21 protein-coding genes are annotated in these 20,315 nt (G+C 46.5%); 1 reads left to right on the top strand and 20 read right to left on the bottom strand.

Annotated features, from left to right (window positions below):
* Positions 1-15: 15 nt before the first annotated feature.
* The 19 genes from rplR to putP form a co-directional block, all read right to left on the bottom strand.
* Positions 16-384: a 50S ribosomal protein L18 gene (gene rplR, locus ACLTOH_RS12495; protein ID WP_022154301.1), complete on the bottom strand. Its 369-nt coding sequence runs from the start codon at positions 382-384 to the stop codon at positions 16-18.
* A gap of 20 nt (positions 385-404) precedes the next feature.
* Complete coding sequence (gene rplF / locus ACLTOH_RS12490; protein ID WP_118503467.1) at positions 405-947, bottom strand: 50S ribosomal protein L6; 543 nt, start codon at positions 945-947, stop codon at positions 405-407.
* 130 nt (positions 948-1,077) lie between these two features.
* Positions 1,078-1,479 carry a 30S ribosomal protein S8 gene (gene rpsH / locus ACLTOH_RS12485; RefSeq protein ID WP_022154303.1) on the bottom strand — a complete coding sequence of 134 codons (402 nt, stop codon included), beginning with the start codon at positions 1,477-1,479 and terminating at the stop codon, positions 1,078-1,080.
* Between the two features lie 237 nt (positions 1,480-1,716).
* On the bottom strand, positions 1,717-1,902 hold the full coding sequence (locus tag ACLTOH_RS12480) for a type Z 30S ribosomal protein S14 (protein WP_022154304.1): 186 nt from the start codon (positions 1,900-1,902) through the stop codon (positions 1,717-1,719).
* Between the two features lie 18 nt (positions 1,903-1,920).
* On the bottom strand, positions 1,921-2,460 hold the full coding sequence (gene rplE, locus ACLTOH_RS12475) for a 50S ribosomal protein L5 (protein WP_022313402.1): 540 nt from the start codon (positions 2,458-2,460) through the stop codon (positions 1,921-1,923).
* A gap of 23 nt (positions 2,461-2,483) precedes the next feature.
* Positions 2,484-2,795: a 50S ribosomal protein L24 gene (rplX, locus tag ACLTOH_RS12470; protein ID WP_022154306.1), complete on the bottom strand. Its 312-nt coding sequence runs from the start codon at positions 2,793-2,795 to the stop codon at positions 2,484-2,486.
* Between the two features lie 12 nt (positions 2,796-2,807).
* On the bottom strand, positions 2,808-3,176 hold the full coding sequence (rplN, locus tag ACLTOH_RS12465) for a 50S ribosomal protein L14 (RefSeq protein WP_022154307.1): 369 nt from the start codon (positions 3,174-3,176) through the stop codon (positions 2,808-2,810).
* A gap of 58 nt (positions 3,177-3,234) precedes the next feature.
* Positions 3,235-3,489 carry a 30S ribosomal protein S17 gene (gene rpsQ, locus ACLTOH_RS12460; protein ID WP_022313401.1) on the bottom strand — a complete coding sequence of 85 codons (255 nt, stop codon included), beginning with the start codon at positions 3,487-3,489 and terminating at the stop codon, positions 3,235-3,237.
* Between the two features lie 30 nt (positions 3,490-3,519).
* Positions 3,520-3,723 carry a 50S ribosomal protein L29 gene (gene rpmC / locus ACLTOH_RS12455; RefSeq protein WP_022154309.1) on the bottom strand — a complete coding sequence of 68 codons (204 nt, stop codon included), beginning with the start codon at positions 3,721-3,723 and terminating at the stop codon, positions 3,520-3,522.
* Positions 3,720-4,151 carry a 50S ribosomal protein L16 gene (rplP, locus tag ACLTOH_RS12450; protein ID WP_022154310.1) on the bottom strand — a complete coding sequence of 144 codons (432 nt, stop codon included), beginning with the start codon at positions 4,149-4,151 and terminating at the stop codon, positions 3,720-3,722. Before rplP ends, rpmC begins: the two co-directional genes overlap by 4 nt.
* Positions 4,151-4,810: a 30S ribosomal protein S3 gene (gene rpsC, locus ACLTOH_RS12445; protein ID WP_118537781.1), complete on the bottom strand. Its 660-nt coding sequence runs from the start codon at positions 4,808-4,810 to the stop codon at positions 4,151-4,153. The genes rplP and rpsC overlap by 1 nt, the downstream gene beginning before the upstream one ends.
* A gap of 22 nt (positions 4,811-4,832) precedes the next feature.
* Positions 4,833-5,222: a 50S ribosomal protein L22 gene (gene rplV, locus ACLTOH_RS12440; protein ID WP_117465472.1), complete on the bottom strand. Its 390-nt coding sequence runs from the start codon at positions 5,220-5,222 to the stop codon at positions 4,833-4,835.
* A gap of 178 nt (positions 5,223-5,400) precedes the next feature.
* Entirely contained in the window at positions 5,401-5,682 is a 282-nt protein-coding gene (gene rpsS, locus ACLTOH_RS12435; RefSeq protein WP_117465471.1) for a 30S ribosomal protein S19, read from the bottom strand.
* Positions 5,683-5,698: 16 nt separating this feature from the next.
* Positions 5,699-6,541 carry a 50S ribosomal protein L2 gene (gene rplB, locus ACLTOH_RS12430; RefSeq protein ID WP_178047554.1) on the bottom strand — a complete coding sequence of 281 codons (843 nt, stop codon included), beginning with the start codon at positions 6,539-6,541 and terminating at the stop codon, positions 5,699-5,701.
* Between the two features lie 79 nt (positions 6,542-6,620).
* Positions 6,621-6,920, bottom strand: coding sequence for a 50S ribosomal protein L23 (gene rplW / locus ACLTOH_RS12425; RefSeq protein WP_022154315.1), 300 nt, complete (start codon positions 6,918-6,920; stop codon positions 6,621-6,623).
* Positions 6,920-7,540 (bottom strand): 50S ribosomal protein L4, encoded by a 621-nt coding sequence (gene rplD, locus ACLTOH_RS12420; protein WP_176863046.1) that lies wholly within the window; start codon positions 7,538-7,540, stop codon positions 6,920-6,922. The genes rplW and rplD overlap by 1 nt, the downstream gene beginning before the upstream one ends.
* A 26-nt stretch (positions 7,541-7,566) precedes the next feature.
* Positions 7,567-8,250 (bottom strand): 50S ribosomal protein L3, encoded by a 684-nt coding sequence (gene rplC / locus ACLTOH_RS12415; RefSeq protein WP_412224199.1) that lies wholly within the window; start codon positions 8,248-8,250, stop codon positions 7,567-7,569.
* A 205-nt stretch (positions 8,251-8,455) separates the two neighbouring features.
* A complete protein-coding gene (rpsJ, locus tag ACLTOH_RS12410; protein WP_117465468.1) occupies positions 8,456-8,773 on the bottom strand; it encodes a 30S ribosomal protein S10 in 318 nt (105 codons plus the stop codon).
* A 1,137-nt stretch (positions 8,774-9,910) separates the two neighbouring features.
* The gene (putP, locus tag ACLTOH_RS12405; RefSeq protein ID WP_412224198.1) at positions 9,911-11,446 is read right to left on the bottom strand and encodes a sodium/proline symporter PutP; all 1,536 of its coding nucleotides are present in this window, start codon (positions 11,444-11,446) and stop codon (positions 9,911-9,913) included.
* Between the two features lie 301 nt (positions 11,447-11,747).
* Here putP and ACLTOH_RS12400 point away from each other — a divergent pair, with 301 nt between their 5' ends.
* A complete protein-coding gene (locus tag ACLTOH_RS12400; RefSeq protein ID WP_172594787.1) occupies positions 11,748-12,539 on the top strand; it encodes a DUF3800 domain-containing protein in 792 nt (263 codons plus the stop codon).
* A 160-nt stretch (positions 12,540-12,699) separates the two neighbouring features.
* Here the strand turns inward: ACLTOH_RS12400 and ACLTOH_RS12395 are convergent, their stop codons facing one another.
* Entirely contained in the window at positions 12,700-19,914 is a 7,215-nt protein-coding gene (locus tag ACLTOH_RS12395) for a YDG domain-containing protein (RefSeq protein WP_412224197.1), read from the bottom strand.
* Positions 19,915-20,315 lie beyond the last annotated feature (401 nt).

The raw sequence follows: 20,315 nt of genomic DNA, 5'->3' as shown, positions 1-20,315 counted from the left end.
TTCCTCTTTCCTTTCCTAGAATTCCAGGCCAGCTTCTCTGGCTGCATCGGCTAAAGCTGCTACTTTACCCTGATAAATGAAACCGCCACGGTCGAAAACAACTTCTTTGATACCTTTTTCGATTGCTCTCTTTGCGATAACAGTTCCAAGATATGCTGCTGCATCAACGTTATTGGTCTTCTCCAGCTCTGCCTTGATCTCTTTCTCAAGAGTGGATGCAGATACTAAAGTGTTACCAACTGTATCGTCGATAATTTGAGCATACATATGATTATTGCTTCTGAACACTGCAAGACGAGGTCTTTCAGCAGTGCCGCTGAAGCGGTTACGAATTTTCATGTGCTTTTTTGCACGTACTAACTGTCTGGACTCTTTACTAACCATCTTCATACTCTCCTTATCTATTATTTCTTACCAGTCTTACCAACTTTACGTCTGATGGTCTCATCGGCATACTTGATACCCTTGCCCTTATAAGGCTCAGGTCTTCTCTTGTCGCGGATCTCAGCAGCGTACTGGCCAACTTTTTCTTTGTCGATACCCTTAACGATGATCACGTTCTGGCCTTCAACTACAGCTTCAATGCCTTCGGGATCGATCATCTCTACGGGATGAGAGTAACCAAGGTTCAGGGTCAGCTTCTTGCCGGACTTAGCAGCTCTGTAACCAACACCATTTACTTCCAGCTTCTTCTCGAAACCTTCGGTAACACCTACTACCATGTTGTGGATCAGAGTTCTTGTCAGGCCGTGAAGAGACTTCATCTTCTTCAGATCGTTGGGTCTGCTTACGAGAACTTCTGCACCTTCCACTTTAATTTCCATCTCAGAGGGTAATACTCTTACCAGAGTACCCTTGGGACCTTTCACAGTCACTTTGTTATTTTCTGCAACTTCTACAGTAACACCTGCAGGAATTGCGATTGGCATTCTACCTATTCTGGACATGCCCGTACCTCCTATAATTCTATAGAAAAACAATAGTTACACAGGAGAATTCCGCAAGGAATTCTCTTAGGGATGAAACTTAGATTTTATTAGTCAGCGTATTTTGCTGACTTAGAAAATCTTTTCATCCTTACCAAACGAATGCTAATACTTCGCCGCCAACCTGAAGCTCACGAGCCTTCTTGTCGGTGATAACACCCTGGTTGGTAGAGATAATAGCAATACCCAGACCGCCAAGAACCTTAGGCAGATCTTCCTTGCCAGCGTATACACGTAAGCCGGGCTTAGAGATTCTCTTGATGCCGGAGATGATCTTCTCGTTCTTGTCTGCGCCGTACTTCAGAGTGATGTGGATGGTCTTGAAACCACCGTCTTCAACGATGTCGTACTTTTTAATATATCCCTCGTCCAGCAGAATCTGTGCGATAGCCAGCTTCATCTTGGAAGAAGGTACGTCTACGGTGTCGTGTTTTGCAGTATTTGCATTACGGATTCTTGTAAGCATATCTGCGATAGGATCGCTCATTGTCATGATTTAGTTTCCTCCTTATTATTTGACTTGAATCATGCTAAGTACATACACTTTGTATATACCATCTATATTATAAGATTACTCTTATAAACTAATTTAAAACTTTTTGCTCCGGAGAATTCCATAAGGAATTTCTTTTCATCCCGGAGAATTTTCCCACCGGGAAAATTCTCTTAGGAGTGAAATATAGATTTTGTTAGCCAGCGTACTTTGCTGGCTTAGAAAATCTTTTCACTCTTACCAAGATGCCTTCTTAACTCCGGGGATCTCGCCCTTGTATGCCAGTTCACGGAAGCAAACACGGCAAATTCCGTATTTTCTCAGTACAGAGTGGGGACGACCACAAATCTTGCAGCGGGTATAAGCCTGAGTAGAGAACTTAGGTTTGCGCTGCTGTTTAATCTTCATTGATGTCTTTGCCATCAGAATTTACCTCCTTGATTACTTTGCGAAAGGCATGTTGAACAGTCTCAGCAGCTCACGTGCCTCTTCGTCGGTCTTAGCAGTTGTTACGAAAATGATATCCATACCTCTGGTCTTGTCAATCTTATCGTACTCGATCTCAGGGAAGATGAACTGCTCTTTGATACCGAGTGCATAGTTACCTCTGCCGTCGAATGCGTTAGGGTTAACGCCTCTGAAGTCACGGACACGAGGAAGAGCGAGGTTAACCAGACGATCCAGGAACTCATACATCTTCTCACCACGCAGAGTGGTCTTACATCCGATGGGCATGCCCTCACGGATCTTGAAGTTTGCTACGGAATTCTTAGCCTTGGTCAGAACTGCCTTCTGTCCGGTGATAGCTTCCATATCAGCAACTGCATTCTCAAGGATCTTAGCGTTTTCTTTTGCTTCACCAACACCCATGTTGATAACGATCTTGTCGAGCTTGGGAACTTCCATTACATTAGCGTAACCGAACTTCTTGGTCATAGCATCGACGATCTCATTGTTATATAAATCTTTCAGTCTGCTCACTTATATTTCCTCCTTCCTATTGATTAGTCAATCACTTCGCCTGTTGACTTTGCGAAACGTACTTTCTTGCCGTCTTCAACCTTGAAGCCAACTCTTGTGGTCTTGCCTTTTACAACAAGCATAACGTTTGAAATATCAATAGGAGCTTCTTTCTCAACAATACCGCCATTGGGGTTTGCCTGAGAAGGCTTTGCATGCTTTGTGATCTTGTTAACGCCCTCAACCAGGACTTTATGATTCTTTACGTCTACAGAGAGAACCTTGCCCTCTGTACCTAAGTCTTTACCAGCGATAACCTTAACGGTGTCGCCCTTCTTAATTTTCATTGTAGACATGTGGCAACCTCCTTATAATACTTCGGGAGCCAGGGAAACAATTTTCATGAACTGTTTCTCACGAAGCTCTCTTGCAACCGGCCCAAAGATACGGGTTCCTCTGGGAGTCTTGTCATCTTTGATGATAACTGCAGCGTTCTCATCAAACTTGATGTAAGAACCGTCTTTACGACGAGCGCCCTTTACGGAACGAACTACAACTGCCTTTACTACATCACCTTTTTTTACAACGCCACCTGGTGTTGCATCTTTAACGGAAGCAACAATCACGTCGCCGATCTGTGCATATCTTCTGGTAGAACCGCCCATAACACGAATGCAAAGTAACTCTTTTGCGCCGGTGTTATCAGCAACTTTCAGTCTACTTTCCTGCTGAACCATGTTATTCCTCCTTCACCGCTTCCGCGGTTTCTTACAAACTTAATATTCGCGTGCTAATTTATTTAGCTCTTTCTACGATCTCAACAAGTCTCCATCTCTTGTCCTTGGACAGGGGTCTTGTCTCCATAACTTTTACGATATCGCCAATGTTGCACTCGTTATTCTCGTCATGCGCCTTCAGCTTGTAGGTGTCCTTTACGATCTTTTTGTAAAGGGGATGCTTAACATGCTCTTCGATTGCAACTACAATAGTTTTATCCATCTTATTACTGATAACCTTACCAGTACGTGTTTTTCTCAAATTTCTTTCCACGGTTTGATCTCCTTTCTACGCACCCACGCGTTACGCTCTAGCCTTCTCGGTGATAACAGTCTGAATACGTGCAATGTTTCTTCTAACTTCTTTGATTCTTGCAGTATTATCTAACTGATTGGTTGCGTTCTGGAATCTCAAATTGAAAAGTTCTTTTTTAGCAGCTACCAGCTCCTGTGCCAGTTCTGCATCGGACTTTGTCTTCAATTCTTCTACAAATTTATTTGATTTCATTCTGTCACACCGCCTTCCACATCTGCCTTAGCAATGATCTTACACTTACAAGGGAGCTTGTGCATAGCAAGACGTAATGCTTCACGAGCGTCCTCTTCGGGAACACCAGCGATCTCGAACATTACACGTCCGGGCTTAACAACTGCTACCCAGCAATCTACAGCGCCTTTACCGGAACCCATACGAGTACCGAGAGGCTTTACAGTTACGGGCTTATCGGGGAAAATCTTAATCCATACTTTACCGGTACGCTTGGTATAACGGGTAAGCGCAATACGGGCTGCCTCAATCTGATTAGACTTGATCCAGCAGGGTTCTGTAGCAACCAGACCAAATTCGCCATATGCCAGGGTGTTACCTCTGGAAGCTTTTCCGGCCATGGATCCACGGAACTGTTTACGACGTTTTACTCTCTTCGGCATTAACATTATTTATCGCTCCCTTCCATCTGATTTCCTTTTGTAGGAAGTATCTCGCCTTTATAAATCCAAACTTTAACTCCAACTTTACCATAGGTGGTGTTTGCTTCAGCAAAACCATAATCGATATCTGCTCTCAGTGTCTGCAGAGGAATGGTTCCCTCGCTGTAGAACTCAGCACGAGCGATATCAGCACCGCCCAGACGACCAGAACAGCAGGTCTTGATACCCATAGCACCAGACTTCATGGTTCTGCCCATGCAGGACTTCATTGCACGTCTGAAGGATACACGGTTCTCCAGCTGCTGAGCGATGTTCTCAGCTACCAGCTGTGCATCTCTGTCAGGTCTCTTGATCTCTTTAATGTCAACCATAACCTTCTTATCGGTTAACTTGGCGAGCTCTTTCTTGGTTACTTCGATCTCAGCGCCGCCCTTACCGATTACAACACCGGGCTTAGCAGTATAGATGATAACCTTTACTCTGTCAGATGCTCTTTCGATCTCGATCTTGGAAACACCTGCACTGTATAATTTCTTTTTCAGGAACTTTCTGATGTTGTAGTCTTCTACCAGATAATCGGAAAACTCTGCATCAGCGTACCACTTGGAATCCCAATCTTTAATAACACCGACTCTCAGGCCGTGAGGATTAACTTTCTGTCCCATAAACTTTTAATAGCTCCTTTCCCTACTTCTTCTCATCAAGAACGATGGTAATGTGGCTCATTCTCTTTTCGATTCTATAAGCTCTGCCCTGTGCTCTGGGCTTTACTCTCTTCATGGTAGGTCCTTTGTTTGCAAAGCACTCTGCAACATAAAGGTTCTCGGTATTCATACCGTTATTGTTCTCAGCGTTAGCGATTGCTGACTCAAGCAGCTTCTTGATCAGGCTGGAAGCATATCTGGGATTGTACTCCAGAATACCAAGTGCAGTCTGTACATCTTTGCCTCTGATGGCATCTAATACGAAACAAGCCTTCTGAACAGATACTCTTGCGTAAGACAGCTTAGCTGAAGGTCTTGTATCTTTCTGAGCGTTTCTTTCTCTCTTAATTTGGGATCTATGTCCTTTAGCCATAGATTTGGTCCTCCTTTCAAACTGAAACCGCGCAACGCACCCGTGTGTTTCCTAAGTGCTGCGCACAAAAATATCCCGTCTTCTTTCCTCTTTCGAGGGAAGACCCTCGGGAGAGCGCATAGCTCTCCCAGCCATCTATAAAAGATAGCATATTTTTTGCTCCAGGTCAATAATAAAATTATCTAACCTTGGATTTCTTCTCGTCCTTGCCGTGGCCTCTGAAGGTTCTGGTTGCTACGAACTCACCGAGCTTGTGGCCAACCATATCCTCAGTAACGTATACGGGAACATGCTTTCTACCATCATGAACAGCAATCGTATGTCCTACGAAGGAAGGGAAAATTGTAGAACGACGGGACCAGGTCTTAATAACCTGCTTCTGTCCTGATGCATTTAAAGCGTCGACTTTCTTTAACAGGCTTGCGTCTGCGAAAGGTCCTTTTTTCAGTGATCTAGCCATGATCTTTCCTCCTTAACTATTTGATTGCTCTGCCGTCACGTCTTCTTACGATCAGCTTGTTGGAAGCCTTCTTAGATTTACGTGTCTTCAGACCAAGAGCAGGTTTACCCCAAGGTGTGCTGGGGCCGGGACGACCGATACCGGTCTTACCTTCACCACCACCATGAGGATGGTCGTTGGGGTTCATGACGGAACCACGTACGGTGGGACGGATGCCCATGTGACGCTTACGTCCGGCTTTACCGATCTTAACCAGGCTATGATCAACGTTACCTACAACACCAACAGTTGCACGGCAAACCAGGGGAACCATTCTCATCTCACCGGAGGGAAGACGAAGAGTAGCGTACTTACCTTCTTTTGCCATCAGCTGTGCGCTGTTACCAGCAGAACGAACCAGCTGGCCGCCCTTGCCGGGATATAACTCAATATTGTGTACCTGAGTACCTACAGGGATCTCGGACAGAGGTAAGCAGTTACCTACTCTGACCTCGGCCTCTGCACCGTTCATAACCTTCATTCCGTCGGTCAGACCTTCGGGAGCGAGGATATAGGACTTGGTACCATCTTCGTAGCAGATCAGCGCGATGTTTGCTGTTCTGTTAGGATCGTACTCGATACCGATTACGGTAGCAGGGATGCCATCCTTGTATCTCTTGAAATCAATGATTCTGTATTTTCTTCTGGAACCGCCGCCGCGATGTCTTACAGTGATCTTACCCTGATTATTACGGCCGGAGTTCTTCTTCAGGGAAACACACAGGCTCTTCTCGGGAGAGGTCTTGGTGATCTCAGAGAAGTCAGAACCAGTCATGTTTCTTCTGGAAGGTGTATAGGGGTTGTATGTCTTAATTCCCATTACTGTATCTCCTTTACGATGATTTTTTGCGCGAGCACTTTATGTGCCGCATACCTGAATCTCAGCAGTAGCTTCGATCTTACAGACCTGCGAAGATCTCGATTTCTTTGCTATCTGCGGTCAACTGAACAATAGCCTTCTTGGTCTTGGCAGTCTTACCGGTAACCATTCCACGTCTCTTGTTCTTGCCATCCATATTGATGGTGTTAACACTCTTAACCTTGGTACCTTCGAACATCTTCTCAACAGCCTCTTTGATCTGAGACTTGTTAGCTTCGGTGTGAACGAGGAAGGTGTACTTCTTCTCGCCCATGCCGGCCATGCTCTTCTCGGTAATAACGGGTTTGAGGATTACATCATAGTATTTAATATCAGCCATTATGCGTATACCTCCTCAATCTTTGCAACAGCATCCTTGGTCAGGACAACTGTCTTAGCCTTCATTACGTCGTAAACGTTGATGGTATTTACCAGGGTGGTATCTACATCAGCTACGTTTCTAGCGGACATAACTACGTTAGTATCGTTATCAGCGATCACTACCAGTCCCTTTTCTACCTTTAAGTTATTCATAACGTTGGCGAAGTTCTTGGTCTTGATCTCGTCGAATTTCAGCTCATCTACTACGATCAGGCTGCTTCCCTGAACCTTGCTGGTCAGTGCAGACTTCAGAGCTGCTCTCTTCTCTTTCTTGTTAAGCTTGAAAGAGTAATCTCTGGGAACGGGAGCGAATACTACGCCGCCGCCTGCCCACTGGGGAGATCTGGTTGAACCCTGTCTTGCATGACCGGTTCCCTTCTGTCTCCAGGGCTTTCTTCCGCCACCGGATACCTCAGAACGGGTCTTTGCTTTCTGAGTTCCCTGACGATTATTTGCAAGCTGCTGTACAACTGCCATGTGTACCAGGTGCTCGTTCACTTCAACACCAAACACTGCATCGTTTAATTCGATTGTACCAACTTCTTTGCCTTCCATATTGTAAACAGATACGTTTGCCATCTGATTGGTCCTCCTTTCGTCCTAAACTATGCCTCAACCTTAACGGTCTCTTTGATGGTTACTAAAGCTTTCTTAGGTCCGGGTACTGCACCCTTTACCAGAAGCAGATTCTTCTCAGCATCTACTCTTACGACCTCAAGATTCTGAACAGTTACCTTTACACAACCCATATGTCCAGGCATTCCCTTGCCCTTGAATACACGGCTAGGGGAGGAACATGCACCATTGGAACCCTGATGACGATGGAACTTGGAACCATGAGCCATAGGTCCTCTGTGCTGTCCAAATCTCTTGATTGCGCCCTGGAAGCCCTTACCTTTGGAGATTGCAGAAGCATCTACCTTATCACCTGCAGCGAAGATGTCAGCTTTGATCTCTGCACCAAGGGTGTACTCCTCAGCGTTCTCAACCTTGAACTCTCTTACATATCTCTTGGAGCTTACGCCAGCCTTCTTGAAGTGGCCCTGCTCTGCTTTGTTAACACCATGTCTGTGTACGATCTGCTTCTTGCCGCTGGCATCCTTGTTAACAACCTTATCCTTCTTGTCAACGAAGCCTACCTGTACAGCACTGTAGCCATCATTCTCCACGGTCTTTACCTGAGTAACCACGCAGGGACCAGCCTGAAGCACGGTTACGGGAACGAGCACGCCATCTTCATTGAAGATCTGAGTCATTCCAACTTTTGTTGTCAAAATTGCTTTCTTCATTTTTACCTCCTGTGTTCTACATAGCGGACCAAAGTGTTTCTTGCAAAACCCAAAGTGTTTCTGCGAAACACTTAGAAATACGCTTCGCGCATTTCCCTGGCGATTGTTCATCGCACTGTGTTCTTACGTCTAAGTAGAGGTTTTTGTTGTTTTGGCTTTACTTTGAAAAACTTACTTATTAGTTGTTCTTCATCGAGATGAAAAATTAGTTATTTTTCATCTTTATGTCGATGTAAACACCGGCAGGCATTTCCAGTCTCTGAAGAGCATCAACAGTCTTCTGAGTGGGAGCCATGATGTCGATCAGTCTCTTGTGAGTTCTCTGCTCGAACTGTTCTCTGGAGTCCTTGTACTTGTGTACTGCTCTCAGAATGGTAACAACTTCCTTCTTGGTAGGAAGAGGTACGGGACCACTCACCTGAGCTCCGGTCTTCTTAACAGTTTCGATGATTTTTTTGGCAGATGCATCAACAAGCTGATGTTCATAAGCTTTCAATGTAATTCTCATTACCTGATTTGCCATAAAAAAAGTCGCCTCCTTTTCGCACTTTTGTAAGTTAATACTTACTTTTTGTACGGACAAGCGGTGACTGTACACTTTCCCGTGTGTGTCTGCGACCTTTGTGCAACGCTTTCTTCTCTCCGGTCATAAACTTACACGTTGTTACTGCTCAAGGCAGATGTTAATTGGTACAGTGACTTGCCGTCAGTTTTCTAACTTGACATTCGCTCCACGGAAAACCCGATCTCCATTACTGGAAACCGGCAACCTCACGTTTCACAGCTATCATGCCACAGCAAGGATTAGTATACATTGAATTTACGGGCATTGCAAGACTTTTTTTAAAAAAATTGTATTTTTTTTTGATACAATTTCTTTTTGCTGTTTTGCACAGGTTCGCCACTGTATTTTTGTGAGTTTCTTCTTATATATAATATAGCCCAGTATAATATCGCCCAATATTTTTTATGGCAAATGAAACCGTTCCCCCTTGGATGCTCTCAGTTGCCGTCGGGCTTATCCTGGCAAAATCTCTTGCTGCGCCCCTCTGGTCCGAGATCCCCAGGGCTTATTTTGACAGAATCTCTTTCTGCGCCCCGCTGGTCCGAGATCCCCGGGGCTTATTTTGACAGAATCTCTTGCTGCGCCCCGCTGGTCCGAGATCCCCGGGGCTTATTCTGACAAAATCTCTTTCTAAGCCCCGCTAGTCCGAGATCCCCGGGGCTTATCCTGGCAAAATCTCTTTCTAAGCCCCGCTGGTCCGAGATCCCCGGGGCTTATCCTGGCAAAATCTCTTGCTGCGCCCCGCTGGTCCGATATCCCCGGGGCCTATTCTGACAAAATCTCTTTCTACGCCCCGATATCCCGGTATCGACGGGGCTTATTACGGCAAAATCCTTATCTACGCCCCGATATCCCGGTATCGACGGGGCTTATTACGGCAAAATTCCTTTCTGCGCCCCGATGTACAAAGGTGGAGGGTATAATCGACCTGATTTTGTCTCACATACCCGCTTTCGCAAGTTCTGCTGGGTACAGATAGCTTGTTTTTGCCTCCCATACCCTCGCCAACACAAATACATAAAAATACTGACAGGCAGATGTCTTCGCTGTCCATCAGTATTTTTGTCTGTCAATATTTATTTCATCAACGGTCTGTTACAGCCGGTTCGCTTTCACATCCTCGAACTCCTGCAGCATTTCCTCGGAAGGAGTCTTGGTAGTGAGGCTGACTGCGATGATAGCGATAAGTCCCAGCCCGAAGCCTACTACCAGGGAATACAATCCGGTAGCTTTGCCCAGAGTCTGTCCGCCCACGAGAGGGATGTAATCCCAGATGATAACGGCAAGTGCACCGGTGACAATTCCGGCTACCGCTCCTGGGAAGTTGGTTCTCTTCCAATATAAGGACATCACTACCAGCGGACCAAAGGCGGCACCTAAACCTGCCCACGCGTTGGATACCAGTCCCATGACGGTGTTGTTCGGATTCCATGCGATGATGTAAGCCAGCACAGCTACCACCAGTACAGTGACACGGCTGACATTCATGACCGTCTTGTCATCCGCATCCTTCTTGAGCAGTCCCTTGAAGATATCTTCCGCCACACTGGAGGCACTGACTAACAGCTGGGAATCCGCCGTGGACATGATCGCTGCCAGGATACCACAGAGGAACAATCCTGCAATGAACGGAGCCCGCATCTCCACGGTAAATACCTTCTTGATCATCTCAATAAATACCTTCTCATTATTGCCATTCACCAGCTCCGGCAGATAAGCTCTGCCCAGAATACCGATAAATACTGCAAATCCCAGGGATAATGCCACCCAGCTGATGGCTGTAGCCTTGGACTTGGTCATTTCCTTCTCATCCCGGACTGCCATAAATCTCACCAGGATGTGGGGCATTCCGAAATATCCCAGTCCCCAGCCGAGACCGGAGATCACGCTGATGATATTGTTGCTGCCGTCACCGTTCTTCATCAGGTTCAGGAAGTTGGCACTGTCAGCACCGCTGGCTTCCAGTCCTGCTGCCAGCGTGGTTCCATTGCCGGTCAGGAAATGATAGGCAAACAAAGGTACTGCCAGGATACCGACCAGCATCAGCATGCCCTGAATAAAGTCTGTCACACATACCGCGGTAAATCCGCCGAGGAAGGTATAGACCAAAACTACCAGCGCACCGATGGTCAGTGCCACATGATAGTCAATACCGAACACGGACTCAAACAGCTGACCTCCGGCAGAAAGTGCGGAAGCACAATATACCAGGAAAAATACTACAATAGTAATAGAAGAAACCGTCATCAATACTTTCTTATCATCATGGAAGCGGTTCTCAAAATAAGTCGGCAGCGTCACGGAATTATTAGCGCGGATCGTATATCTGCGCAGCTTCGTGGCAATGAACAGCCAGTTCAGCGTCGTGCCGATGAAAAGTCCGATGGCGATCCAGCCGTCACCTCCGACACCGGTTAAGTAAATAGCTCCCGGCAGCCCCATTAACAGCCATCCGCTCATATCCGATGCCTGCGCGGACAGCGCAGCGACGAAGCCGTTCAGCTTTCTGCCTCCCAAAAAGTAGTCTTCGGAATTGTTATTGCCCTTTGCATAAAACGCTCCGATAGCGATCATCATGAGTAAGTACAGCACGAATGCCACAATTACCCAGCCTAACGTATTTCCTGTCATAATAGCCTCCTCAAATTTTTCTTCTTGTACATTTTCTTAATTGTATACAGTGATACGATTTATTATATACAAGAAATGGCTTATCGTCAACAGATTAGTTTGCTATCGCTGTAATGTGCGAAAGTCTGATTTGAATGTTATTTTGTCATGTTGACAGGCTGAGAATAGTTTGCTATTCTCTATCTATAAGTAAATTTTCTATTTCAAATCTTATTTAATTTCAGTATTTTGGTGAATCACCATAGTTTTCATTATTAAAAATGAATGGCATTAAAATGTCTAAAATATGAAAGGGGAATTGATGAAAACATATATAGCATATTTTGATGAAACAGGGGATGACGGAGTAACAATAAATTCATCAGACCATTTTATTTTAACAAGTTTGTATATGCCTGCAGAGAGCTGGCAGCAAAATTTTGAAAAAATGCGTATTTTGAGAAGAGAATTAAAAGATAAATATGGCTTTCATGTATCAGAAGAGATGCATACAAAACATTTTTTGACGGATAAAAATCCATATCGTGAGTATCATTGGTCAAAAGAAACAAAACAAGATATAATAAAAGCATTTACGTTAACAATTGCAAAGATGGATTTAAAGATTGTAAATGTGATTATTGATAAGAAAAAATTTAAAGATAATAACTATCACGTTCTTGAAAATGCATTGAAATATAATATACAACGTATCGAGAATGACAGCGATGGGCAATGGAATTATTTAGTGATTACGGATGAGGGCAGAATAGCACCTATGAGAAAGACAGCCAGAGCTATACGTGCATTTAATCCGATCCAATCCAAATATTTGCCTGGGTTTGTCAATCATCCGATCAGCAATATGATCGAGGATATTATGGAAAAAAATTCATCAGAATCCTATTTTATTCAAATATGTGATTTCGTTTCATTTTTTGTACATTTATATTTCAAAATCGAAATTCGGAAAGAAGAGTTACCCAAACGAGTGGGAACTGTAATTGACAAACTCTTTGTAAAACGGGTTATGGTGACATTAAAGGAAGCGGAAAAATTAAATTTGAAAGCAAATGAGACAAATATGTATGGATTAGTAATATATCCAAAATAAAACACCACCTACATCGCATTCGCGAGTTCAGTGGTTCATTTATATTATAATAAAAGGTAAGTATAGTGTCAATAATAAATGAAAAATAAGATTGCAAGACAAAAAGCCTCGCTACAGGTATCATCTCTGTAGCGAGGCTTCTATATTATTTACGTTATTCTTAGTTCTTCTTTCTTCTCGCCAGCATTCCTGCGAGTCCGGTCAGGGATATCGCAAAGAGCATCAGCCAGATACCGTGAGGATCTCCGGTAGCCGGAACCTTGTCCAGTTCCTGGGCAGTAGCAGCAGCGGTGGGAGCTGCGGCAGCTGAGTTGTCCGTACTGTCATTATTATCGTTATTGCCGGTGTTATTGCTGCCGGTACTATTGCTGCCGGAGGTGTTCCTTGCTACCGTAAAGCCGGTGCCTGCGGCGCCGTCTGTCCATACGATCTCAAAGGTGTGACTGCCCTCGGACAGAGTCTTCAGGTAATCTGCATGTAATTCGATGATCGTGGAGCCCTCACTCACGGTATAGTTCTTGGAATCAATGATATTCCCATCTACCTTTACATTCTGGAACTTGGAATATTCACCGTTTCCTCTGATTCTGAGACTTTCTCCGTCCGTACTCTGGTTCCAGGAGCCGTTCGCGCCTTCAATGATCTGATACAGTACCGTCAATACTACGGTATCGGTAGTAGCAGAACCGGCTGCGTTACGGATGACGCATTGATACTTGAATCCATCGCAATCCTTGTCCGTTACTCCTGTGGTATAGGCCGCACCGGTGGCTCCGGTGATGTCCACAAATCCATTACCGTCATTTCTGTCGATCTTCCACTGATAGGTTACGTCCGTACCTGTTGCAGTTACTTCAAAGGTCGCTTTCTCTCCTACTGTCACAGATACACTCTTAGGCTGTGCACTGATAGCAGGAGCATCCACATGGTACAGTTCGATCTCACCGGTCAGGCTGTTGTAATTGGTATCCGCAGGGGTGAATCGCCACTTGTAGGTCGTGTTGACTTTCACCTCAGTGTCATCGGACAACACATTTCCGTCCGTACCCACCCACTCCAGGGTACCGTCTGCAGGATTCAGGGTACTGCCGTTTAACGTCAGTCCTGCATCCGCCAGGGTCTTGCCCCCCGTGGTGATCAGGGTGTATTTCGGTTCCCCGGCAGGAGCTGCCTTGGTGATCTGGATGTGCAGCGTAATGGTGAAGTCCTTATAGTTGCTGCAGCATGCTTTCAGTATGACAGTAATCTTGTCAGCTACCTGGCCATCGGAGACTGCATAGGTCAGTCCACCGTCTGCCGCAGACACATTCAGCTTGGTAAATTTGGCATTGGATCCGCTGCCGATGCTGGATCCACACTCATAATTCCATGTCTGTCCGGCAGGAAGCTCCGACCAGTCCGGTGTATAAGTATGATCAGTGCCGTCATTGAATGCCAGTGTCAGCTCCTCCGTAGCAAGATTCCTGCCGTCGCCCGGTGTGACTGTTATCTCAATTGCTGCACCGACCACCTTCTTGTAATTCGTATCATCCGGCGTGAAATAAGCGTCATACTTTACTGTGCCGGTCTTGTCGATCACCGTATCAGGTGCATTCCAGCTCCATGTACCGGGCATATTGCCAGCAGGATTGGGCAGTGCGATCTCGCTAAGCTTCTGGCCATATTTCGCCGTCAGACCCGAAGGCTTTGTATAGACCGGCGCAGCCTTCCATACTGTAAACGCCTTAGCCTCTGTGGTGTATGCCTTATAATTCCCAGTCTCACCGATCACTGCGTACATATAGTAGGTACCGGCCTTCAGCGTGGTGGAGGTGATGTCCTTCCATTCCGTACCGCTGCTGTTGATCCTGGTAGTGCTGTAGTAGTAGGTCACCACAGCGCTATTGTCGCCCTTTCGTTCTGTCAGCGCCGGCGTAGCCGGTGTCTCATTATAAGTGTAGTTATCCATGAGGACCGCACCGCTCTGTTCTGCCTTGTTGACCCTGACTGTCGTAGTACCGGTGGTCTCTGCATAGTTCTGTGTATCGGCCGGTGTGAATTTCCAGGTAGCCTGCTGATTACCCGCATTCAGAACAGCGTCCGGGTTGTTCCATGCGAATGTACCGTCAATCTCACTGCCTTCTGCCGTCATTGTGCTGGAAATAGTGATGTTGGACAGCTTTTCACCGTAGGTAATCTCGGAAGGAGTAAGCTTCAGTGTGCCTTCCAGCTGCGGAACGATCTTAGCTGTTGCTTTGATGTTGAACTTCAGGGTAATGTCCTCATAATTGTCTGAATGAACCGTCACCGTAATAGTTCCTATAGAACCTTCTGTATTGCCAGTCTGTGTGAATTGCAGTGCCAGCTTTCCATACTCAATACCTTTTCTGACTACTGCACTGCCCTGATAGCTGTAGTCTGTAATCGTCAGCTGCGGTTCATCATAAGTAAGCTTACCATATTCTTGGGGCAATACCAGTGACGGCAGAAGCTCTCGAAGCTTCACCGTGTAAATTGTGGTGCTGTTGTTGATAATGGTAAGATCCCTGACAGCAGGATCTGCTACGGCAGCCTTTACAATCTTGCAGCCGTTCTTCGTATACCCTGTGTCGCTGAGAGTGTAGTTCTTAACACTATCCTTAAGATTAACTGTGACAGTGACATCCTTATTATCACCGACAGCTGCATCCGCAAAGTTACCGGTTACCGTATAATCCCTGTCCTTGGTCAGGGACTCGCTGCTCACAAGACCATTGAATGTCACGCTTGTGACAGCCGCTTCCATTGTGCCATCATAGCTCTTCTCCGCAACCGTTACATCTGCGATCGTCAACTCCTTAGGGGAGATATTTGCCGTCACGCTGGCGGGCTGTGCAAGGGTGTAGTTGCCTGCCTTTGCACCGGTAAGAGCATAACCGGAGAAGTTCACCGTCTTGGCAGTGCCCGCATCTGCGTCTGCGAATGCTGCCTTAGCACTTGTGGTAACAACCGTCACATCATTCTCATCCCCGACTACAAGACCAGAGATAGCAGGCGTTCCGGTAATGGTAGCATTAACAGTGCCGTCGTAGACCTTGTTATCTGCTGAGATGTCTGTAATGGTGACGGGCTTCGGCCCAATGGTAAATGTCCACTGTTCAGAATGCATTGTCTGGTTACCATAACCGGTACCTGCTGCCACATCAATTCCCACCGTATAGGTACCTGCCTCTGTTACGCTGGTAACTGGTTTATCATCCTCATCTACGATAACTTTGCCATCTTCGCCCATATACTTCACCGTGATAGCGCCTGCGGCATTTACCTTGTCTGCAGCCAATGTCACCGTTGCCGTCTTTGGCTGACCATCATAGGTCAGATTACTCGGTGGAGTAAAGGTAAAGTCATTGAAAACCAGACTACCCGATTTGATGGTAAACTCCTTCTTGGCAGTTACGCCGTCCACGTTGACGTTGACATTGTAAGTGCCGACATTGACAGGTGTATTGATTTTATTGCCGGTGCTGTCCGTATAGAAGAATTCTCCCACACTTGGAGTATGCTTCCAATTACCAGCTATCGTACACCTTGCGGCATTGTAGGGTGCACCGCTATATTCCTGATTGGGCGCTTCCAGGGTCAGCGTGCCGTCTGCGACGGTACAGCCTGCAACGTCGCAATACTCTTCAAGGATATTTTCCGAGCCTGTTTTCACTCTCACTTTCCACTGGTGTTCGTGCAGGCCGAGGGTCGCAGTTTTGCCGTCCAACACAGTCACCTTGTAAAAACTGTTGTCTGCAGTGAAATTATCGTCGTTGATCCAGTTATCCGCCGCTGTAGCGATGGTCACAGGGGTGCTATCGTCAGGAACTGCTTCACTCGTCACACCAATGCTTGCGGAATCGTTCAGTGCACCACCAACGGTGATTTTCTTTCCGTTGGGCAGATAGACATTATTGCTCGCTATCCTGTCATCACTCACAACTTTATTGCCAGTGATCTGTGCAGCACTACTGACAGTGATGGTATCAGAATCCACATATACGCCACCACCTTCTTTAGCACTATTATTGGCAATCCGACCACCGGTCATGGTAAACCTACCTGTCTTATCAAGATACACACCGCCGCCCTTACCAGTAGTCGTATTGTTCACAATTTCACCGCCATGCATATAAAAATTGCCCCATACAATTACTCCAGTACTCAAATTAGTATTGAAAGAATTGCCTGTAATACTGCCCCCATAGAAATAAAAATTGCCGGATTGCAATACCCTAATATTTGTATTATTGGTAATCTGACCATAATGACTACCATCTTTACCCTTGCAGTCGGTCAACGTGAAAGTGTTGTTGACAGAAATTGACTTAAGGCTGCTTGCCGCCTTGATGCTGTTACCGTTCAGGCAGAGTACCACACCGTCCGCTGGATTCCAGTCATCATTCAGTGTAATATCGTTTTTCAGATAGTAGTACCCCGCACTCGTAATTTCATCGAGTTTGCTGACACCTATCCATGCCACATTTCCATGTCCAGCCTCGCTGCAGCCTTCCTTGCCGCAGATGCCATGCACATGTAATTCGCCGTTTGAAAAGTTGACAGCGTTGTCTAACGCATACTTCTTATAGCCGGTATCGCTGCTGAAAGCATTCAGGTCATCCGCGGTCAGTGTGTAATCATTGCTTGCACCCTTGGCGATGGTAACTTGCCCACCATCGGCGAGCTGCTGTCCCATGGTCACGCCAATCTCGGCGGAGCTGCTCAACCCGTTCGCACCGATGAGAATGGGCTTGCCGTTGGGCAAATAGACATTGTTAGAGCTTTTATCAATAGTCTTCGTGTTGTCGGTGATTTGCGCCGTACCGGACACAGTAAACTTACCGTAATAGCTCGCAGGCATATATACACCACCGCCTATACTGCTGGCTGTATTGTCAGTGATGCTTCCTCCGGACATGGTGAAGCCCGTATTTCGCCCTGCACGATACAAGCATACACCACCGCCGCCGCTACTGGCTGAGTTGCCGCTGATGTTGCCTCCGGATATGGTGAATTTTGTTGCCGTTTGGGTAGCAGCCTCATAGTATATACCACCACCGGATTTTGCCACGTTGCTGTCAATGCTGCCGCCGGATATGACGAAGCTGGTGCTATCTTTTGCATACACACCGCCACCTTGACCGCCGGGGGCGTTGTTCGTAGAGATACTGCCCTTATACATGTAAAAATTACCACCATCTACGTATACACCGGCACCACTACCTTTGGCAATCTGGTTTTTGGTAATTTCGCCGTTATACAGTATCAAGGTACCCAAGGACATTATACCTCGTCCTATATTATCCTGTGCATGGGTAATCTTGCCGACCACTTTCTGACAGTCGGTGATAATCAGCGTCGTTCTTTTCGCAACCTTAATGGCATCAACTTCTGCTGCACAGGTGATTGTTTTTCCATTTAAACAGAGTGCTACATCATTAGTGCAGATCCATGTATCATTCAATTTAACATTGTCTGTCAGATAATAATAGCCCCCACTCTTGATGTCAGTCAGATTGGAAACACCTATCCAGGTCTGATTCCCATGAGTCTTGCTGTCACCACAGGTTGCGCCACAAACGGGATGCCGATGCGGTACGGTCGCCGACAGTTTCACCTCACCGTTCACAAGAACCGGATAGAGATTCTCTTTATCACTGCTAATATGATCCACATATTCTTCGGTCAGGGAACCAACAGCCCCAGACTCCACAGCTGCCGCGGCAACCGTTACGAGGTTGCTCCCAGTGGGCGTATCCTGGGTGGATACGCCGATTTTGCCGGCGAATGTGGATAATTTACTAATCCGAATTGCATTGCCGGTAGCCAGATAGACATTGTTCTGAACATCTTGACACAAGTTGTCACAGACCCGAGGAGCACCGCCGGCAATTTTAAAAGTACTATTTTCTACATAGACGCCGCCACCATTCTCGGTTGCCGTGTTATTGCTAATCTGCGCATTGCCGCTCATGGTAACCTGACCGTTTTTACGTACATACACAGCACCTCCTTGGGTGGCTGTATTGCCGCTGATTTTCGCATTATCGGACATATATAAGCAGTTACCGACTTCTCCGTCGGCGCTGGCATATATATACACACCGCCACCTGATGCATGCGATTCGGCGAGAGCAATGTTGTCACTAATCCGTGCATTGCCGGACATGTTCATGACGCTTTTGTCCGACAACAGTACACCGCCACCACCAGCAGAGACCATGTTGTCGCTGATTACACCACCATGCATGTTAAATGTGCTACCGAGCGCAGCGACGCCACCACACCAACTTGCAGCATTGCCACTGATTGCACCGCCATACATATTAAATGTGCTATCATGCACATACACACCGGCGCCATAATAGCTGTGGGGCTGCTTATGACCACAAATAGTTCCACCGTACATGGTAAAAGTGGCGTTATTATCCACTTCCACACCTAAATCCGACGTTCCTGCGCTGTGAGTGATAACTCCACCGGTAACGGAGATGCAGTTCTCCGTATTTTCCTCGCACGGCACCCATCGAGTGAAATTATTTTCCACGCTTTCGCTGAAATAGTGCGTACTCGCACTACTATTGCAGTCACAGAGAGTAAATTGTCTATTCGCTCCCTTGATCTCAATGACACCAAAATCCCCGTTTGCCGCAATGCTGTGACCATTCAAACAGAGCACCACGTTATTTTTCGTTTCCCATGTCCCCGTTGTCTCGATATCCTGTGTCAGATAGTAATGTCCTTCCGTTGCAGCTTTCAGTTCTGTTTCGCTGCCTATGGGCTTCCACTCTGTCACAATGCTATGGCTATACTCATCTGTGCATGTCGCGCCGCAGATGGGATGGTCAGCATGCTGACCTTCCGCCACCGTCATCGGAACCGTCATCGGTGTATTCAACGCTTCAGAAATAGCATAAAGCCGTGTCATATCCAGCTCTTCACGCTGTTCCTCGGTCAGTTCCGCCATAGCCTCGTCGATAGCTTCCAGCTGCTCGCTGACTCTTTCTGCATTTTCTTCCGTCACTGTCTCCGGCAGGGCGTCGATGAGTGCCTGTACCTTCTGCACTGCTGCCTTCTTCTCATCGTCTGCCACGGTATCCTGCGTGCTGGCATCACTATCGCTGACACTTTTATCGGGGGCTTCGCCCGCAGTGGAATCTTCCGTGCCGGGAGTTTCCACAGTGGTGCTCTTATCGGACGAAGTCTCTGCCTCCGGTGCCGCCGCTGCTTCTGCTTCCTCCTGCTCTGCGGCAGGGTCAGCCTGCTCTGTCACAACATCAGCTTCCTGTACAGCCTCCTGTGCGAATGCTGTCATGGGCAGTGTTGAGAAGCAGAGAATAAGTGCCAGTAACATGCTCAATACTCGTTTTTTCATACCGTTTTACCTCTTTCCGTTAGGCATAGTGATACCCATTATCTTAAAGATAACGTACCACACCTTCTCTCAGTAAAACCGGTTTCTGCATGAATCGACCCAAAAATGACATGAATCGACCGTAGGGGAAATCTCTGCAAGTATTCCTTGAAAAAGTCTTTCCGGTATTATATTATGATGATGCCAGGGTCAAAAGGTCTAAGCCCACATGAGCTTGCTCATGGGTGGGTGAAAGACCTTAGGACCCGCCCCGATATGAGCATAAAAGTGGGATGATAATCCCACGATATGCGAATATTGGATTGGATTGTGAGAGTGCGTAGCACGAAGCAATCCGTAGGCATCAAAGTCGGAGGCTTTTGACCCCGATATCTTACTATGTCCTATAAAAATCAGTTACA

Source organism: Waltera sp., from assembly GCF_046969025.1.
In the GTDB taxonomy this organism is placed as follows: Bacteria; Bacillota; Clostridia; order Lachnospirales; family Lachnospiraceae; genus Acetatifactor; species Acetatifactor acetigignens.
This window is presented reverse-complemented; position numbering and strand designations above follow the sequence as displayed.

Excerpts from the sequence above, each read along its gene's own strand:
- rplR (WP_022154301.1), bottom strand. The coding sequence starts at position 384 with ATGGTTAGTAAAGAGTCCAGACAGTTAGTACGTGCAAAAAAGCACATG.
- rplF (WP_118503467.1), bottom strand. The coding sequence starts at position 947 with ATGTCCAGAATAGGTAGAATGCCAATCGCAATTCCTGCAGGTGTTACT.
- rpsH (WP_022154303.1), bottom strand. The coding sequence starts at position 1,479 with ATGACAATGAGCGATCCTATCGCAGATATGCTTACAAGAATCCGTAAT.
- ACLTOH_RS12480 (WP_022154304.1), bottom strand. The coding sequence starts at position 1,902 with ATGGCAAAGACATCAATGAAGATTAAACAGCAGCGCAAACCTAAGTTC.
- rplX (WP_022154306.1), bottom strand. The coding sequence starts at position 2,795 with ATGTCTACAATGAAAATTAAGAAGGGCGACACCGTTAAGGTTATCGCT.
- rplN (WP_022154307.1), bottom strand. The coding sequence starts at position 3,176 with ATGGTTCAGCAGGAAAGTAGACTGAAAGTTGCTGATAACACCGGCGCA.
- rpmC (WP_022154309.1), bottom strand. The coding sequence starts at position 3,723 with ATGAAATCAAATAAATTTGTAGAAGAATTGAAGACAAAGTCCGATGCA.
- rplP (WP_022154310.1), bottom strand. The coding sequence starts at position 4,151 with ATGTTAATGCCGAAGAGAGTAAAACGTCGTAAACAGTTCCGTGGATCC.
- rpsC (WP_118537781.1), bottom strand. The coding sequence starts at position 4,810 with ATGGGACAGAAAGTTAATCCTCACGGCCTGAGAGTCGGTGTTATTAAA.
- rplV (WP_117465472.1), bottom strand. The coding sequence starts at position 5,222 with ATGGCTAAAGGACATAGATCCCAAATTAAGAGAGAAAGAAACGCTCAG.
- rpsS (WP_117465471.1), bottom strand. The coding sequence starts at position 5,682 with ATGGCTAGATCACTGAAAAAAGGACCTTTCGCAGACGCAAGCCTGTTA.
- rplB (WP_178047554.1), bottom strand. The coding sequence starts at position 6,541 with ATGGGAATTAAGACATACAACCCCTATACACCTTCCAGAAGAAACATG.
- rplW (WP_022154315.1), bottom strand. The coding sequence starts at position 6,920 with ATGGCTGATATTAAATACTATGATGTAATCCTCAAACCCGTTATTACC.
- rplD (WP_176863046.1), bottom strand. The coding sequence starts at position 7,540 with ATGGCAAACGTATCTGTTTACAATATGGAAGGCAAAGAAGTTGGTACA.
- rplC (WP_412224199.1), bottom strand. The coding sequence starts at position 8,250 with ATGAAGAAAGCAATTTTGACAACAAAAGTTGGAATGACTCAGATCTTC.
- rpsJ (WP_117465468.1), bottom strand. The coding sequence starts at position 8,773 with ATGGCAAATCAGGTAATGAGAATTACATTGAAAGCTTATGAACATCAG.
- putP (WP_412224198.1), bottom strand. The coding sequence starts at position 11,446 with ATGACAGGAAATACGTTAGGCTGGGTAATTGTGGCATTCGTGCTGTAC.
- ACLTOH_RS12400 (WP_172594787.1), top strand. The coding sequence starts at position 11,748 with ATGAAAACATATATAGCATATTTTGATGAAACAGGGGATGACGGAGTA.
- ACLTOH_RS12395 (WP_412224197.1), bottom strand. The coding sequence starts at position 19,914 with ATGAAAAAACGAGTATTGAGCATGTTACTGGCACTTATTCTCTGCTTC.